Origin of the sequence: Sphingomonas sp., assembly GCF_041661885.1 — a bacterium.
Taxonomy (GTDB): Bacteria; Pseudomonadota; Alphaproteobacteria; order Sphingomonadales; family Sphingomonadaceae; genus Sphingomonas.
Genome location: NZ_JBAZTL010000001.1, coordinates 522644 through 539185 on the forward strand (window position 1 = coordinate 522644; position 16542 = coordinate 539185).

General features: G+C 63.6%; 10 protein-coding genes and 1 pseudogene. 9 read left to right on the forward strand and 2 right to left on the reverse strand.

Annotated elements, in window-relative coordinates:
• The first annotated feature begins 73 nt into the window (after positions 1-73).
• On the forward strand, positions 74-2887 hold the full coding sequence (locus tag WC704_RS02615) for a DUF3857 domain-containing protein (protein WP_372888418.1): 2814 nt from the start codon (positions 74-76) through the stop codon (positions 2885-2887).
• Positions 2888-2941: 54 nt separating this feature from the next.
• On the opposite strand, the gene WC704_RS02620 is transcribed toward WC704_RS02615, so the two are convergent.
• The gene (locus tag WC704_RS02620; RefSeq protein ID WP_372888419.1) at positions 2942-3412 is read right to left on the reverse strand and encodes an Hsp20 family protein; all 471 of its coding nucleotides are present in this window, start codon (positions 3410-3412) and stop codon (positions 2942-2944) included.
• Between the two features lie 259 nt (positions 3413-3671).
• Here WC704_RS02620 and WC704_RS02625 point away from each other — a divergent pair.
• The 6 genes and pseudogenes from WC704_RS02625 to WC704_RS02650 all read left to right on the forward strand — a co-directional run bounded on the left by WC704_RS02625 (position 3672) and on the right by WC704_RS02650 (position 10512).
• Positions 3672-6139, forward strand: a pseudogene (locus WC704_RS02625) (TonB-dependent receptor).
• A gap of 484 nt (positions 6140-6623) precedes the next feature.
• Positions 6624-7874, forward strand: a complete 1251-nt coding sequence (locus tag WC704_RS02630) for a lipoprotein-releasing ABC transporter permease subunit (RefSeq protein WP_372888420.1) — start codon at positions 6624-6626, stop codon at positions 7872-7874.
• Complete coding sequence (locus WC704_RS02635; protein ID WP_372888421.1) at positions 7867-8541, forward strand: ABC transporter ATP-binding protein; 675 nt, start codon at positions 7867-7869, stop codon at positions 8539-8541. The genes WC704_RS02630 and WC704_RS02635 overlap by 8 nt, the downstream gene beginning before the upstream one ends.
• Complete coding sequence (locus tag WC704_RS02640) at positions 8538-9434, forward strand: hypothetical protein (RefSeq protein WP_372888422.1); 897 nt, start codon at positions 8538-8540, stop codon at positions 9432-9434. The genes WC704_RS02635 and WC704_RS02640 overlap by 4 nt, the downstream gene beginning before the upstream one ends.
• Positions 9431-10021 carry a GNAT family N-acetyltransferase gene (locus tag WC704_RS02645; protein WP_372888423.1) on the forward strand — a complete coding sequence of 197 codons (591 nt, stop codon included), beginning with the start codon at positions 9431-9433 and terminating at the stop codon, positions 10019-10021. The genes WC704_RS02640 and WC704_RS02645 overlap by 4 nt, the downstream gene beginning before the upstream one ends.
• An 11-nt stretch (positions 10022-10032) precedes the next feature.
• Positions 10033-10512 carry a glutathione peroxidase gene (locus WC704_RS02650; protein WP_372888424.1) on the forward strand — a complete coding sequence of 160 codons (480 nt, stop codon included), beginning with the start codon at positions 10033-10035 and terminating at the stop codon, positions 10510-10512.
• 42 nt (positions 10513-10554) lie between these two features.
• On the opposite strand, the gene WC704_RS02655 is transcribed toward WC704_RS02650, so the two are convergent.
• On the reverse strand, positions 10555-11154 hold the full coding sequence (locus WC704_RS02655; protein ID WP_372888425.1) for an HdeD family acid-resistance protein: 600 nt from the start codon (positions 11152-11154) through the stop codon (positions 10555-10557).
• 106 nt (positions 11155-11260) lie between these two features.
• Here WC704_RS02655 and dnaE point away from each other — a divergent pair, with 106 nt between their 5' ends.
• A complete protein-coding gene (gene dnaE / locus WC704_RS02660) occupies positions 11261-14845 on the forward strand; it encodes a DNA polymerase III subunit alpha (protein WP_372888426.1) in 3585 nt (1194 codons plus the stop codon).
• Positions 14846-14921: 76 nt separating this feature from the next.
• A complete protein-coding gene (locus WC704_RS02665) occupies positions 14922-16505 on the forward strand; it encodes a long-chain fatty acid--CoA ligase (RefSeq protein WP_372888427.1) in 1584 nt (527 codons plus the stop codon).
• The last annotated feature ends 37 nt before the right edge of the window (positions 16506-16542 follow it).

The following is a 16542-nucleotide window of genomic DNA, read 5'->3' on the forward strand; positions in this document are numbered from 1 at the left end:
TAAAGATTCCACTGGCTTCGCGCCGTGTCCGCCCATAGTCTTGTCCACGAATTTGAAGACATAGGGGGATCATTTGCGACTTTTTCACTCGGTGAGCCTAGCGGTTATTGCTGCCGGGACGCCTTCTGTCGTTTTCGCAAGTGAAACCCCGCTCTATCAGCCCGCGCCGGACTGGATCGTAACGGCCGCGATACCTGACCTCGCCAAGCTGGACGCAGGAGCCCCGCCGAACCTGATTTTCGACGTGCAGCAACGCATCGAGAACGGGCGGTTGTGGGCTTATGTCGATAGCGCGACGCGGATCGCGTCGCCCGAGATGCTGGCGCAGGCAACTTCGATTGCTTTGCCCTGGGTGCCCGACAAGGGCGACCTGATTGTTCACGAACTCTCGATCCTGCGGGGGGGCGAGCGCATCGACCTGCTCGCGAAGGACGGGAAATTCACAGTGCTGCGGCGCGAGCAGACCCTGGAGCAGCGCGAACTGACCGGCATTCTGACCGCGACGATGGCGGTGGAGGGGTTGCAGGTCGGCGACGTGCTGCGGCTGCGGATGTCGATCACGACAATTGACGCGGCGCTGGGTGGGCACGTGCAGACGGTGATGCCAGTTTTTGCCGCCCCGATACGGCTCGGTTTTGCGAGAATGCGCTTCTCCTGGCCTACTGCGACGCCCCCCAAATGGAAGCTGCTCGCAGAGGGCGTTACGCTGACTCCGGTGCGCAACGGTGCCTATAGCGAAGTGACCGTCACGCTGCCGGTGCCCAAGCAAACCGAGATGCCCGAGGACGCGCCAATTCGTTTTCGGCACCCGCCGCTTATCGAGCTGGCGACGTTCAAGGATTGGGCTGACGTGTCGCGCGTCATGGCCCCGCTATACGCGACGCCCGAATCGACCGATCCCGCCGACCCGATCCAGGTCGAGGCGGCGGCGATCATGAGGGCGGATCCAACGCCGATAGGGCGCGCTGAGCGGGCGCTTGAACTCGTCCAGCAGAAGATCCGCTATTTTGCGGTGGGCATGAACGGCGGCAATTATGTCCCGCAAAAGCCGGCGCGGACCTGGGCGGTGCGCTATGGCGATTGCAAGGCCAAGACGTTGCTGTTGCTAACCTTGCTGCGGGCGATGAAGATCGAGGCCGAGCCCGTCCTCGCCAATATTGGGCTGGGCGACATCGTGCCCGACCGCTTGCCCAGCGCGATGGCATTTGATCACGTGCTGGTGCGCGCGACGATTGATGGACAGACGCTATGGCTCGACGGCACGGGCAGCGGCGCGCGGCTGGTCGATATCCATGATACGCCGCCGTTCGGCTACGCTTTACCCGTGCGCCTGGCGGGTGCCGATCTGTTGAAGATTGAGACGCACGCGAATGCCCGGCCGATGGTGGATTTGACGGTTGATGTCGATGAAAGCGCCAGTGTCGATTTGCCGAGTGCGTTCGATGCAGTGGCTGTGGTCCATGGAAGCTATGCCGCTGCGTTGACCCTCGCCAAGGCGCAGATGGGGGAGAAGGAGCAGAACGATGCGGTCGGGGAGTATTTTACGAACTATCTCGGGCAAGGGCAGTTTTCCGATAGGTCGATTACCCCCGATCCGGTGACTGGCGATGTGACGCTGAAGGCGCACGGTATCGTCAACTCGGCCTGGGCGACCGGCGACCGTCGACGCAAGCGCGCATTGGCGCGCGCGCTCGACAACGTTACCTTCGCGCCCGATCGCAGCAAGGTCGCGTGGGCGGCGATCCCGGTAGCGACGGGTGCCCCTTACGGGATGCGGTATCGCTTGCGGCTACGTCTGCCCGATCAGGGGCGCGGCTTCGTGATCGAGGGCGAGCCCGATATGAAGGAGCAAATCGCCGGCTATGCGATTTCGCGCACGACCAAGCTGGATGGCGGGATCGTCACGGTCGAGGAGCGGATCGACATCGTCGGCGGTGAAGTTTCGGTCGCGCGCATCCCGATCGAGCGCGATGCCGTGGCGACGGCAAAGGCGCGGGCGCCGCGTTTGGTCGCGCCCGTGGCGACCGCGCGCAAATGGGACATTGGCGCAAGTGATCCTGCCGGAGCCACGCAGATCAAGGCTATCAACGCGGTCCTGACCAAGGCGATTGCTGACACCACCTCCGATGACAGCAGTGCTTATACCACCCGCGGCTCCTTCCGTGCGAATATTGGGGATCGCGCGGGCGCTGTTGCCGATTGGACGAAGGCGATCGCGATTGAGCCGTCGATCGACCTGTATTTGAAGCGCGCGGCGACGCTCTACGAAACGGGTGATGTCAAAGCCGCGCTGGCGGATGCCGAGGCCGCGCGGGTGCTTGATCCGTCATCGGAAATTGCGATCGGCCGCGTGACGAGGTTGAAGGCGGAAAGCGGCGATCTGGCGGGCGGGCTTGCGCTGCTTGACCAGCGGATCGGCCTTGGCGGCGAGATGCGAAGGACGTTCCGCACCGCCAGGGCCAGCCTGATCGGCGAATATGGCGATCCGGCAGAGGCCATTACGCAGTTCGATACCCTCATCGTCGACAAGCCGGGTTCGCCCAGCCTGATGAATGCGCGGTGCTGGACCAAGGGTACGCGCAGCGTGATGCTCGATACTGCGGTGAAGGACTGCACCAGGGCAATCGAACTGAGCGAGGATACCAGCGGGCCGCTCGACGGCCGGGCGATGGTATGGTTCCGGCTGGGGCGGTTTGACGAGGCGCTGGCCGATCTCGACGCGGTCCTGGCCGCCGAGCCGGGGCGGGCCGACAGCCGCTTCATGCGGGCGATCGTGCTGCAACAGCTCCACCGCGATGCCGAGGCAGCGAGTGAGTTGCGGATCGCCCGGCGGATCACGCCGAGCGTTGACCGGCATTATGCGCGGTATGGCATCAAGGCGCGGTAAGTAGCAAAAAAGGGGAGATGGCCGGGCCGAAGCGCGGCCATCTCCCGCTTGGCGTTACGCCGCCTGCGCCGCACCCGCATCTTCGACCGCAACCAGCGGGGTGCCGGTCTTGATTGCGATCGTCTTGGGCTTCATCGCCTCGGGTACTTCGCGGATCAGGTCGATGGTGAGCAGGCCGTCGTTCAGCCGCGCATCCTCTACTCGCACGAAATCGGCGAGTTCGAAGCGACGCTCGAAGTTGCGATTGGCGATGCCGATGTGGAGGAACGAGGAAGCGGTTGCTTCCTTCTCATCCTTGCGGCCCTTTACCTGCAACAGGTTCTGCTGCGCGGTGATCTCGATTTCGTCGCGGCCAAAGCCCGCCACCGCCAGTGTGATGCGATAGCGGTCGCCGTCGAGGCGTTCGAGGTTGAAGGGGGGATAATTGTCGGCGCTCTGCTGCCGGGCATTGGCTTCGAGCATGTCGAACAGTCGGTCGAAGCCGACGGTCGAGCGACGATAGGGGGTCAAATCAAACTGACGCATGGTGAACTCCTTTACAAGCGAGTGTCGGTACGTCGAGCCGGGTCCGCCACCTGCGCGATCCCGCCCGGTGCGGCCCCAAGGGCACCGCACGCAAAGAATCTGGTTCGCTTTGGCGTCAGTTCAAGACCCACCGGTACAGAATTTCATGTTGCTAAAGACAAGCTTTCGCGCGGCAAAGAAGGAGAGGGCGTGAATATCCCCTCAAATGATGGGCATTATGCGGCGACTCGGGGCGAAGCCCTGGAACAAGGGGACGTTCATGCTCGCGCACTTGCCGCTTATTCTGCTTGCCCATGCGACATTGGCACCGCCATCCACGCCGCCCGAACCCGCAACGCCGGAGGTGGCCGGTGGCGAAGCGCAGGACAATGCGGGCGATATCGTGGTTACCGCGCGCCGCCGCGCGGAGACCGAACAGACCGTACCGATCGCGCTGTCGGTGCTGAGCGGGCGCACGCTGGCCGATAGTGGCGCGTTCAACGTCAGCCGGTTGCAGCAGCAAGTGCCCTCGCTGCAATTCTATTCGAGCAACCCGCGCAACTCGGCGATCAACATTCGCGGGCTGGGGGCGCCATTCGGCCTCACCAATGACGGGATCGAGCAGGGTGTCGGTTTCTACATCGATGGCGTCTATATCGGGCGCGTGGGGGCCGCGACCTTCGATTTCGTCGATGTCGACCGGGTCGAGGTGCTGCGCGGGCCGCAGGGCACGCTTTATGGCAAGAATACTACATCGGGTGCGCTCAACATTACCACGCGCCCGCCGAGCTTTACGCCCGAGGCGCGCGCCGAGCTGAGCGTCGGCAATTACGATTTCGTGCAGGGCAAGACCTCGATTTCCGGGCCGATCACCGATACTCTGGCGATCCGCCTGTCGACCTCGGCGACCACGCGGCACGGCACGATCTACGATGTGGCCAGCAACACCGATCTCCACCGTCAGCGCAATGTCGGGTTTCGCGGACAGGTGCTCTATAAGCCGACCGACGCGCTCAGCCTGACGCTGGCGGGTGATTTCAATGTGCAGAACCCGTTATGCTGCGCGCAATTTTATGCCCGCACGGGCGCGACCCAGCGCGCGCGGAACCGGCAATATGCGGCGTTGGCGGCGGCGTTCGGCTATGCGCCGCCCAGCACCAACCCGTTCGATCGCGTGACCGATCTCGATGCCAAGATCAATTCGCGTCAGGAAGTGGGCGGGGCCTCGCTCGCCGCCAATTGGGATTTGGGGTCGGCCACGCTGACCTCGGTCAGCGCATGGCGCTATTGGGATTGGCAGCCGGCCAATGACCGCGATTTCATCGGCTTACCGATTACGACCGTGTCGCAGAACCCGTCGCAGCAAACGCAATATTCGCAGGAATTGCGCCTGGCGTCGAACGGCAAGAACCGGCTGGATTATACGGTGGGTGCGTTCTTCTTCAACCAGACGATCAATACGCAAGGGTCGCAGGTACAAGGTCCGGCGGCAAGCCGCTTCCTGCTGTCAGGCGCGGACGCGTTGAACCCGAATGTCCTGAATGGCCTGACCTCGACCAACACCATCCATTTCGACAACACCAGCTTCGCTGTGTTCGGCAAGCTTAACTGGGCGGTGAGCGACAAGCTCCACCTCCAGCCGGGCCTGCGCCTCAATTATGACAAGAAATCCGGATTGTATGATTCGGTCATCAGCATCCAGAACAGCCAGTACAATTTCACCGCCACGGCGGCCAATGTGGCGGCTCTGCTGGCGGCAACCCCGGCGGGCGCGGCGCGGACGACCTTCCAGAACCAGATCAATACGCTGGCACCGCAACATTACAGCCCACGCTTCAGCGCGTGGAATGTGTCGGGCGACGTTACGCTATCCTATGATTTTGCGTCGGATATCCATGCCTATGCGACCTATGCGCGCAGCTTCAAATCGGGCGGCATCAAGGCGGCATCAATTTGTCCGGCCTGCCGCTCAATTCGACCAGCACCGGTGTCGATCTCACCACGCAGACCGTGAAGCCCGAAAAGGTCGATGCGTTCGAGCTGGGGCTGAAGACGCAGTTCCTCGATCGCCGCCTGACGGTGAATCTTGCGGGTTTCTGGACCGAAATTGCGGATTATCAGGCAACCGTGAACAACAATGCGATCAACGTAATCCGAGGATATCTCGCCAATGCGGGCAAGGTCCGCTCGCGTGGCGTCGAATTCGACACCAGCTTCCGACCGAACAAGCGGTTCACGCTATATGGCAATGGCGCCTATACCGACGCCAAATATATCGATTTCAAGAATGCGCCGTGCCCGCCCGAACTTTCCGGCGGCAGCGCAACCGCGCCAGGCGGGGTAACCGATCCGGCGGGGACGGCGGGTGGCCGCAGCCCGGCTTTTTGCGATATTTCGGGGCAGCGTTTGCCCGGAATCTCGAAATGGTCCTTCTCGTACGGCGGCGAATATAATGTGCCGGTCGGCGGCGGGGACGGGCAGGTCTATCTGGGCTATGATGGCAGCTATCGCTCGCGCTTCTCGTCCAATCCGTCTCCCTCCGCTTATACCTGGATCGCGGGGTATTCACTGTCCAACTTCCGGCTTGGCTATCGCAAGAAGGACTTCAACCTCTTTGCCTGGGTGCATAACGCGTTCGACCAGGATTATTTCGAATTGCTGTCGACACAGTCGGGCAGCACCGGGCTGATCGTCGGGCAGCCGGGCGACCCGCGGACCTTTGGTGCGACGATTTCCAAATCGTTCTGAGGGTGTCGTCACCCCGGCCTTGTGCCGGGGTCCACTCCGCCGCTCGGATAGCGTTCGGAGTCGGGCGAAGGGGTGGATGCAGGTTGGTGCGGCGGTGTGAAGAGCGCCGACGGCAAAGCCGCCGTCGGCCGGGTTCGCCGGGGGCGACCCGCCGTCCGGTTTGGGCGATCCGCGGTGCGGACCGGTGGTCAGTATGTCCACCTTCGCCCAAACGCAAACGTCCGGGCCGTTTCCGACCCGGACGCCTGCGTGACGATCGCTCGTCAGCCCCCATCTCGCTCTCGCTGCACGCCTTGCGGCGGCGCTGAAAGCAATCCCCGAACCACGGCCGTTGCCTGTGTGTCAGTGACAGAAGCGTTAAGTGTGCGTGAGCGGCTTGTCATGGGGAATATGGCCGATCCGTATCGATTGCGATGCCGCTGTGGCGCTTGCGCAACAGGGGGCAACGGTTGCCAGCGGTGCATGTGCGCCGTAGAGCGGCACCATGATCCTCTCCCGCTATGAACGCATGATCGCCCGGCGGTATTTGCTGCCCGGCAAAGGCGAGGGGTTCATCTTCCTCGTCGCTGGAATCAGCCTAGTCGCGGTGATGCTCGGCGTCGCCGCGCTCGTCATCGTGATGAGCGTGATGAACGGCTTCCGCGCCGAACTGTTCGACAAGATCGTCGGGCTCAACGGCCATGCCGTGGTGCAGGGCTATGGTGGGCAGTTGCGCGATTGGCGCGATATCGTCGCACTGGCCGACAAGACGCCGGGGGTGACCAACGCCACCCCGATGATCGAGCAGCCGCTGATGACCACTTATAACGGCCGCGTCGAAGGTATCTTGCTGCGCGGGATGCAGGTGTCCGATATTCGCAGCAACAAGACGATCGGCAGCAAGGTGGTGATGGGTTCGCTCGCCGCGTTGACGCCGGGTAGTGGGGTGATCGCGATCGGATCGGGCCTGGCCGACCAATTGGGCGCGGTCGTCGGCAGTCAGATTTCGCTCATCAGCCCGCAGGGCCAGACGACGCCGTTCGGCACGGTGCCGCGCATCGTCAGCTATACCGTCGGCGCGATCTTCACGATCGGCGTGTACGATTATGACAAAGCCTATGTCATCATGCCGATGGAGGACGCGCAGACGCTGCTGATGATGGGCGATTCGGTCGGCATGATCGAAGTGCAGACCAACAATGCCGATCGCGTCGGCCCGATCCTCGCCCCGCTCGCCCGCCAAGTCGGGCAGCGCGCGGTGATCCAGGATTGGCGGCAAATGAATGCGCAATTGTTCGAGGCGCTGTCGGTCGAGCGCGTGGCGATGTTCACTGTGCTGTCGATCATCATCCTGGTCGCGGTGTTCAACATCTTGTCCTCGCTCATCATGCTGGTGCGCGCCAAGACGCGCGACATCGCGATCCTGCGGACGATGGGGGCGAGCCGGGGGGCGATGATCCGCATCTTCATGACGGTTGGCACCACCATCGGTGCGCTGGGCGTGGTCGCAGGGCTGATGCTTGGTTTTATCTTCCTGTTCTTCCGCCAGAATGTCGTCGATTTCGTGCAGTTGGTGACGGGGCAGAACCTCTGGGACCCCTCGATCCGCTTCCTCACCGAATTGCCGTCCAAGACCGACCCGGTCGAGGTGACCGTCATTTCGCTGATGGCACTGCTGTTCAGCTTCCTCGCCACGCTCTACCCCGCGCTGAAGGCGGCGAGCACCGATCCGGTACAGGTGTTGCGTTATGAGTGAACCCGTCCTTGCGGTTGCCGGCCTGACGCGCGCGTTCAGTCAGGGCGGCGAAACCATCGACGTTTTGCGCGGGGTCGATCTGCATGTCGGCGCGGGCGAGATTGTCGCGTTGCTCGGGCCGTCGGGTTCGGGCAAATCGACGCTGTTGCAGGCGGTCGGGCTGCTCGAGGGCGGCTTCGGTGGCTCGATCCGTATCGCGGGCGAGCAAGTCGCGAAACTCGATTCGGACGGGCGCACGCGCGTGCGGCGCGATAAGCTTGGTTTCGTTTATCAATTCCACCATTTGCTGCCCGATTTCAACGCGACCGAGAATGTTGTGCTGCCGCAGTTGATCCGCGACCGCACCCATGCGGAGGCGAATGCGCGCGCAACCGCTTTGCTCTCCGCGCTCGGCCTCGGCCACCGCCTGACGCACCGCCCGAGCCAATTGTCGGGCGGCGAGCAGCAACGCGTCGCGGTCGCCCGCGCGCTCGCCAATCAGCCCGCTTTGGTGCTGGCGGACGAGCCGACCGGCAATCTCGACGAGGAGACTGCGGACGTGGTGCTGGCGGAGTTCCTGCGGCTGGTGCGCGGCGAAGGCTCGGCGGCGTTGGTCGCGACGCATAATGAGCGGATGGCGCTGAAGATGGACCGCGTCGTGAGGTTGCACGAGGGGAGACTGGCGTGAAGGCATCGGGTGGCATTCTGTTCGGCGCTTTGGCCACATTCTGGAGTTGCGCTGCTTCGGCGCAATGCACCCTTCCGAGCGGGTGGACCGACGTCGTCGATAAGCAGGCGCATTATGTCGTGTTCGGCGAGGTGCATGGCACCGCCGAGGGGCCAGTGGCCTTCGGCGGGGTCGCCTGTGCCCTTGCCCAAGAACACAAACGTTTGCTGGTGGCGGTCGAATTGAACGACAATCTCGGACTGCAGCGCGCTTGGGCGGCACCGCACGAGCATTTTGCGGCTGCCCTGCTGGAAGCTATGTCGGACTGGAAAACGCGCAATGATGGCGTAACAAGCCAGGCGATGCTGAACATGCTGGTCGCTCTACACGCCCTGAAGGTTGCCGGGGACAAGATCGATGTTGTCGCCTTCAACGATACGGAACAACTCGAATCGAGCCGCTTCAAGGGCCTGCCGGGTCAAGGGCCGCATGAGGCGGGGCAGGCGGAGAACATCCGGACTGCCGACGTACTGCAGTCTTACGATCATGTGCTCGTTCTCGTTGGCAACTATCACGCGCGCAAGCGACCGATTGCGCCGGGCGGCGTCAGCTACGAACCGATGGCGATGCGGCTGGCGGACTCCCTGCGTATCGTGTCCATCAATATGGCCAATGACGGTGGCCAAACGTGGGTATGTCAGTTGAAGGGCACCATGCCAATGCAGGGGCCGATCTCCGACGCGATGGTCGAGTGCGCCCCGCACGACATCAAAGGTACCAAGCATGAGGCTGGAGTCCCGAAGATCGTCGCCACGCATGGAGCATCGGGGCCCGATAACCCGGATGCGGCGTTCGACGCGTCGTTCAACATTGGCCCGGTAACCGCATCTCCACCGGCAAAGCTGCCGGAATGAACGCCTGGACCACGCCCCCCACGTTCATCGGCCAGCACGTCACGCTGCGCCCGACCGTGCTCGACGACCGCGACGCCGTCGTCGCGGCGGGGGCGGATGGGAAGATCAGCGAATTGTTCTTCACCAATGCCTCGACGCTGACCGACCCCGACGCCTTCATGGCGGCGCTGTTCAAGGAGCGTGATTTCGGGCGGGCGATGCCGTTGACCGTCTGCACGCCCGATGGCCGCGTGGTGGGCCTCACGCGCTATATGCGGATGAATGCAGGCCATAAGCGGCTGGAGATTGGCGGCACCTTTTATGCCAAGTCGGTGCAGCGCACTGGCGTCAACACCGAGGCGAAGTTGCTGCTGCTCACCCACGCCTTCGAGGTAATGGGCTGCAACGCGGTGCAAATCCGCACCGACTGGTTCAACAAACGCTCGCAGGCGGCGATCGAGCGGCTGGGGGCCAAGCGTGACGGGGTGTTGCGCAACCATCAAGTGATGGATGGCCGCGTGCGTGATCTTGTGGTCTATTCGATCATCGCCAGCGAATGGGCCGGGGTGCGGCAGAATCTGCGCTTCCTGCTCGCGCGCCACGCCTGAGGAGTTCGCTTATGCCTGCCATCACCGATCTCACCGTCAAAGCCGCCGACGGCACCTCGGTCGATCTGTCGGCTTATGCCGGAAAGGTGCTGCTAATCGTCAACACCGCCTCCAAATGCGGCTTCACCCCGCAATATGAAGGGCTGGAGGCGCTGCACCGCGAATTCGGTGATCGCGGGTTCGAAGTGCTGGGCTTTCCGTGCAACCAGTTCGGCGCGCAGGAACCGGGCGATGCCGCCGAAATCGCCAATTTCTGCTCGCTCACCTATGACGTGACCTTCCCGGTCTTCGCCAAGATCGACGTCAACGGCGCCAATGCCGATCCCCTGTTCGTCGCGCTCAAGAAACAGGCACCGGGCTTCCTCGGCACCGAGGGGATCAAGTGGAACTTCACCAAATTCCTGGTCGGGAAGGACGGGCAAGTGGTCGAACGCTATGCGCCAACGACCAAGCCCGAGGATATTGCGGCGGACATCGAAAAGCTGCTCTGAGGCGAGGCGTGCGAGGCGCGGCCCCGCACGCTCGAAGCCCGCTCAGCGTTGCGCGCCGGTCGCCTGGAGCACGGCGGTCACGCCGCTGAACAGGAAGCTGATCCCCAGCACATAGCCCGGCAGGGTCAGCGCGGTGAGCGGCATGCTCCAGATGATCCAGATCGCCAGCAGCACGTTGACGATGCCGAGCAGCACCAGGCTGATGCCGAAGCGCCGGAAGCGTGCGCCGATCGCGATTTCCATCACCCCGCGCGCGCTGAGCCAGATCGCGATCATCAGCGTCAGCGACAGCGCTCCGGTCAGCGGCTCGAACGCGATCCACGCGCCGATGACGAGCGAGAGGATGCCATAAAGCAAGGTGTAAGCCGAAAAATGATGCCCGCGCAGGCCGAAGCTCGCCACCACCGCAACCGCGCCGGTCGCGATCAGGAAGCAGCCTGCCAGCAACGCCGCCGTGAAGGTCGCCGTTACCGGCCAGACGAAGGCAGCGACGCCCACCGCGATGCTCAGTACCCCATAAGCCAGCAGCCAGCCGGTGCTGACGTGTCCGGTGGGGCGTGTCGAACCGAAAACCGTATCGCTCATCTCTGCCTCCAGGAAATGCCGGCCCAGCCGATCAAGATCGTTGATTTCAAGCGACATCACCGATCCCGCGGCCCTGCGCCATGCGTAACATTACGGGGTAACGCAGGTCGCCCGCGCGGGTTCACCGCTTTACGAATCGGCGCATTGGGCGCTACCAACCGGAATGGCTCATTCTGCGTTCGTACCCCTTCGGATCTTCTCTTCCTATACCATGCTCGACGGCGCGATCGAGCCCAAGGCAATTGCCAAGCGCGCGCAGGAACTGGGCTTTCCCGCCGCCGCTCTGACTGACCGCAACGGCCTGTACGCCGCGATGGCGTTTGGCGATGCCGCGCGCGCGGCGGGCGTGCAGCCGGTAATCGGCACGATGCTGGGCATCTGCCGCCCCGATATGCCGGACGGCGCGCCACCGGTCGTCGACTGGATCGCGCTCTATGCGCAGGATGAGGACGGCTATCGCAATCTGTGCATTTTGGTGTCGCGTGCGCATCTCGATCGGCCACTGGAACTCGCCCCGCATGTCGATTTCGCGGCGCTGGAGGGGCATACCGACGGCCTGCTCGCGCTCACCGCCGGGCGTGAAGGCGGCCTGGCGCGGCTGTTCGCCGAGGATCAGCCGGAGCGCGCGCTGGCGTATGCCGATCGCTTGCAGGCGCTGTTCCCCGACCGTCTCTATATCGAGCTGACCCGGCGGCTCGACGAGATCGAAGGCAAAGCCGAACCGGCGCTGCTCGATCTCGCCTACGACCGCAATCTGCCGCTGGTCGCGACCAACCCGTGCTGTTTCGCCACGCAGGATTTCAGCGAGGCGCACGATGCGTTGCTGTGCATCGCCAATTCGACCTATGTCGCCAGCGAAGACCGGCCGCGCACCTCGCCCGATGCGTGGATGAAGCCCGCCAAGGACATGCGCGAGCTGTTTTCGGACTTGCCCGAGGCGATCGCCAACACGCTGGTCGTGGCGCAGCGCTGCGGCGTCGGCGCGCCCAAGCGCAAGCCGATCCTGCCGAGCCTCGCCGGCGACCCCACCGCCGAAGCCGCCAAGCTGCGCGAGGATGCCCATGCCGGGCTCGAGCGGCGGCTCGACCGGATCGAGCAACTCGCGGTCTCTGCTCCCCTCCCACCTGTGGGAGGGGCTGGGGGAGGGGAGTTTTCTGCGGCTGGTTCAGGCCCTCCCCCAACCCCTCCCGCAAGCGGGAGGGGAGATTCGGACTGGCGCACCCCCTACCGCAAGCGGCTCGATTTCGAGCTCGACGTCATCATCCAGATGGGCTTCCCCGGCTACTTCCTGATCGTCGGTGACTTCATCAAATGGGCGAAGGATCATGACATTCCCGTGGGGCCGGGGCGTGGTTCGGGCGCGGGCTCGGTCGTCGCCTGGGCGCTGACCATCACCGATCTCGACCCGATGAAGCTCGGCCTGCTGTTCGAACGCTTCCTCAACCCGGAACGCGTGTCGATGCCCGACTTCGACATCGACTTTTGCGAAACGCGGCGTGGCGAGGTGATTCGCTACGTCCAGGAGAAATACGGCCGCAACCAGGTCGCGCAGATCATCACCTTCGGGAAATTGAAAGCGCGCGCGGTGCTGAAGGACACCGGGCGCGTGCTGCAAATGGGCTATGGCCAGATCGACCGCCTCGCCAAGCTCATCCCCAACCTTCCTGCCGACCCGTGGGACCTCAAACGCGCGATCGACGGCGTGTCGGAACTGCACAGCGAATATAAGAACGATCGCAGCGTGCGGCATTTGCTCGATCTGGCGATGAAGCTCGAAGGCCTGCCGCGCCACAGCTCGACCCACGCCGCGGGCGTGGTGATCGGCGATCGTCCCCTCGTCGATCTCGTGCCGCTCTACCGCGATCCGCGTTCGGACATGCCCGTCACACAGTTCGACATGAAATATGTCGAAGGGGCAGGGCTGGTGAAGTTCGACTTTCTCGGCCTCAAGACGCTGTCGGTGCTCAAGAAAGCGATCGACCTGCTGGCGGCGCGCGGTGTGGTGGTCGATCTCGATGCGCTCGAATGGGATGATGAGGGCGTCTATAAATTGCTGCAAAAGGGCGACACGGTTGGCGTGTTCCAGTTGGAATCCGAGGGGATGCGCCGCACGCTCTCGGCGGTCCGCCCGTCCAATTTCGGCGACATCATCGCGCTCGTCTCGCTCTATCGTCCGGGCCCGATGGACAACATCCCGATGTTCGGCAGGCGCAAGAACGGGCAGGAGGAAATCGCCTATCCGCACCCGCTGCTCGAAGGCATCCTGTCCGAAACCTACGGCATCTTCGTCTATCAGGAACAGGTGATGCAGGCCGCGCAAATCCTGGCGGGTTATTCGCTGGGACAGGCCGATTTGCTGCGCCGCGCGATGGGCAAAAAGGTGAAGGCGGAGATGGACGCGCAGCGCGCGGGCTTTGTCGAGGGCTGCAAGACGATCAACGGCATCCCCGAAGCCAAGGCGAATGAGCTGTTCGACTTGATCGACAAATTCGCGGGGTATGGATTTAACAAGTCGCACGCCGCTGCATACGCCTTGCTGTCCTATCAGACCGCGTGGCTGAAGGCGCACCACCCGCACGAATTTTTTGCGGCGTCGATGTGCTTTGACCAGGCGCAGACCGACAAATTGAGCGTGTTTATCGATGATATGCGGCGGCTGGGCGTCGCCATTCTGCCGCCCGACATCAACCGCAGCGAAGCCGAATTTTCGGTGGAGGACAGTGCCGATGGCCTGGCGGTGCGCTACGCGCTCGCCGCGCTCAAATCGGTCGGCGAGGGGGCGATGGAGAAGCTCGTCGCCGAGCGGGAGGCGGGCGGGCCGTTTGAATCGATCGATGATCTCGCACGGCGGATCGACCCGCGCATCCTCAACAAGCGGCAGTTGGAAACGCTGGCGGCGGCGGGGGCGTTCGACGCGTTGAACGACAATCGCGCCGGCATCGTCGCGTGCGCCGAAACGATCCTCGCCACCGCCGCGCGTATCCACGACCAGAAGATCAGCGGGCAAGGCGGCTTGTTCGGCACTGCCGAGGCGGCCGAACCCCCGATCAAGCTGCCGCTCTCGGCACGCTGGACGATGGCCGAGCGGATGGACCAGGAGCGCGAGGCGTTCGGCTTCTATTTCTCGGCGCATCCGGTCGACCGGCACAGCCACCTTGCCAAGCTGCACGGCGCGCGCAGTTTCGTAACGCTGGGCGAACTGAGCATCCCCGATGACGGCACGCGCGCGGGCGCGACGATGGCGGCGCTGGTCGAGGATGCGCGCTGGCGCACCTCGGCGCGCGGCAAGCGTTATTTGATGGCGACCTTGTCCGATCCGTCGGGGCAGTTCGTCGCAACCTGTTTCGATGATGCAGTGGCCGCCGATCTGGAAGAGGCCGCGCGTACCGGTGGATGTGGGTTGGTAACGGTGGAGCTTGATCGGCGTCCGGGTGAGGAGACACCGCGCGTCACGGTCAAGCGCATCCAGTCGTTCGAGTCGCTTGCTTCCAGCGCGCGCTTTTGTCTCGAATTGTCGGTTGATACGCCGGCGGCGATGCTTGCGTTGGCGGGGTTGCTGGCGGAGGCGCGCGGCGCGCGCGGTGAAGTGTGGGCAACGGTGGCGGTTTCGGCGGGCGAGAGCACGCGGGTGTTGCTCGGACGCGACTTTCTGCTCGATGGAGAGCTTGCCGCGCGGATCGAAGCCTTGCAGGATGTATCCAACGTTGTGCTGAGAACCGCGGAGGCGCGGCTGGCATTGGTGGGATAATTTCCGGGAGAGGCAGCGGGCGAAGGGCATCATTCCCTCCCGCAAACCCCTCCCGCAGGCGGTAGGGGAGTTTTTGATGCTCGGCGGAATGCAGGATTTCGAATTGCGGGTGCCGCGCTTGCTTGACCATGCCGCGCGCGAGCATGGCGGGCGCGAAATCGTCAGCTATTGGGCCGATGGGCGCGAGACGCGCACCAATTGGTCCGGCGTCGCGCGCGATGCGCGCAAGCTCGCGCAGGCGCTGGAGCGGATCGGGCTGAAACCGGGCGACCGCGTCGCCACGCTGGCGATGAATCACCACTATCATCTGATCGCCTGGTACGGAGCGATCGGCATGGGCGGGGTGATCCACACCATCAACCCGCGCCTGTTCGACGAACAACTCGTTTATATCGCCAATCACGCCGAAGACCGCGTGCTGCTGTATGACAAGCAGTTCCAGCCGCTGGTCGATCGGCTCAAGGCGCAGTGGACCAGCATCGAACGCTATGTCTGTTTCGACGATGGCGGTTTCGATGCGTTGATTGCGCGGGAAGACGGTGATTATGCCTGGCACGAGGGGCCCGAGCGCGATCCGTGCATGTTGTGTTACACCAGCGGCACCACCGGCAACCCCAAGGGCGTGCTGTACGAACATCGCTCGACCGTAATCCATGCGATGGCCGAGGTGGCGCCGTGGGTGTTCAACCTGTCGCCAAACGCCGTCGTGCTGCCGGTGGTGCCGATGTTCCATGCCGCTTCCTGGGGATTGCCGTTTGCAGGCGCGCTGGCGGGGGCGAAATTCGTTTATGCCGCAGTCAACGATCCGGCGGTGCTGTGCCGCCTGATGAACCAGGAAAAGGTCACGCATTCGGCGGGGGTGCCGACGGTGTGGCTGGCGATGTTCGGCCATATCGATGCGACTGGCGAGGTGCCGCGCTTCCTCAGCCAAGTGACGATCGGCGGATCGGCCGCGCCGCGCGCGATGATCGAGCGGATCATGGGCATGGGGGTCGAGGTCAAGCACCTGTGGGGGATGACCGAGACCTCCCCGGTCGGCACCGCCGGTTTCCCGCCGCCGCATTGGGACGAGATGAGCGCCGATGCCCAACTCGACCATGTCGGCAAGCAGGGGCAGATTCCCTTCGGCATCGAATTGCGTATCGTTGATGATGCGGGGGCGGTGCTGCCGCGCGACGGCACCAGTTCGGGTCGGTTGCAAGTGCGCGGGCCGTGGGTGGTGAAGCGTTACTTCAAGGCCACGGAGGACGCGGTCGATGCCGGCAATTGGTTCGACACCGGCGATGTCGCGGTGCTCCACAGCGATGGGACGATGCAGATCACCGATCGCGCCAAGGATGTCATCAAATCGGGCGGGGAGTGGATTTCCTCGGTCGATCTCGAAAATGCCGCGATCGGCTGCCCCGGCGTCGCGGAGGCAGCGGCGATCGGCGTCTATCACCCGAAATGGGATGAGCGCCCGCTCCTGGTCGTGGTGCGCAAGCCTGGCAGTGGCGTTACCCCGCACGAAATCCTCGCGCACCTGGCGCAGCACGTTGCGAAATGGTGGCTGCCCGATGAGATCGTGTTCGTCGATGCGCTGCCGCACACTGCGACGGGCAAGCTGCTCAAGACCGCATTGCGCGAACAGTTCAAGGACCATGTGCTCGCGGCGGCCTGAAGCTGGGGTTTCCGCTTCTTTCGGTTTGGGCTGAGCT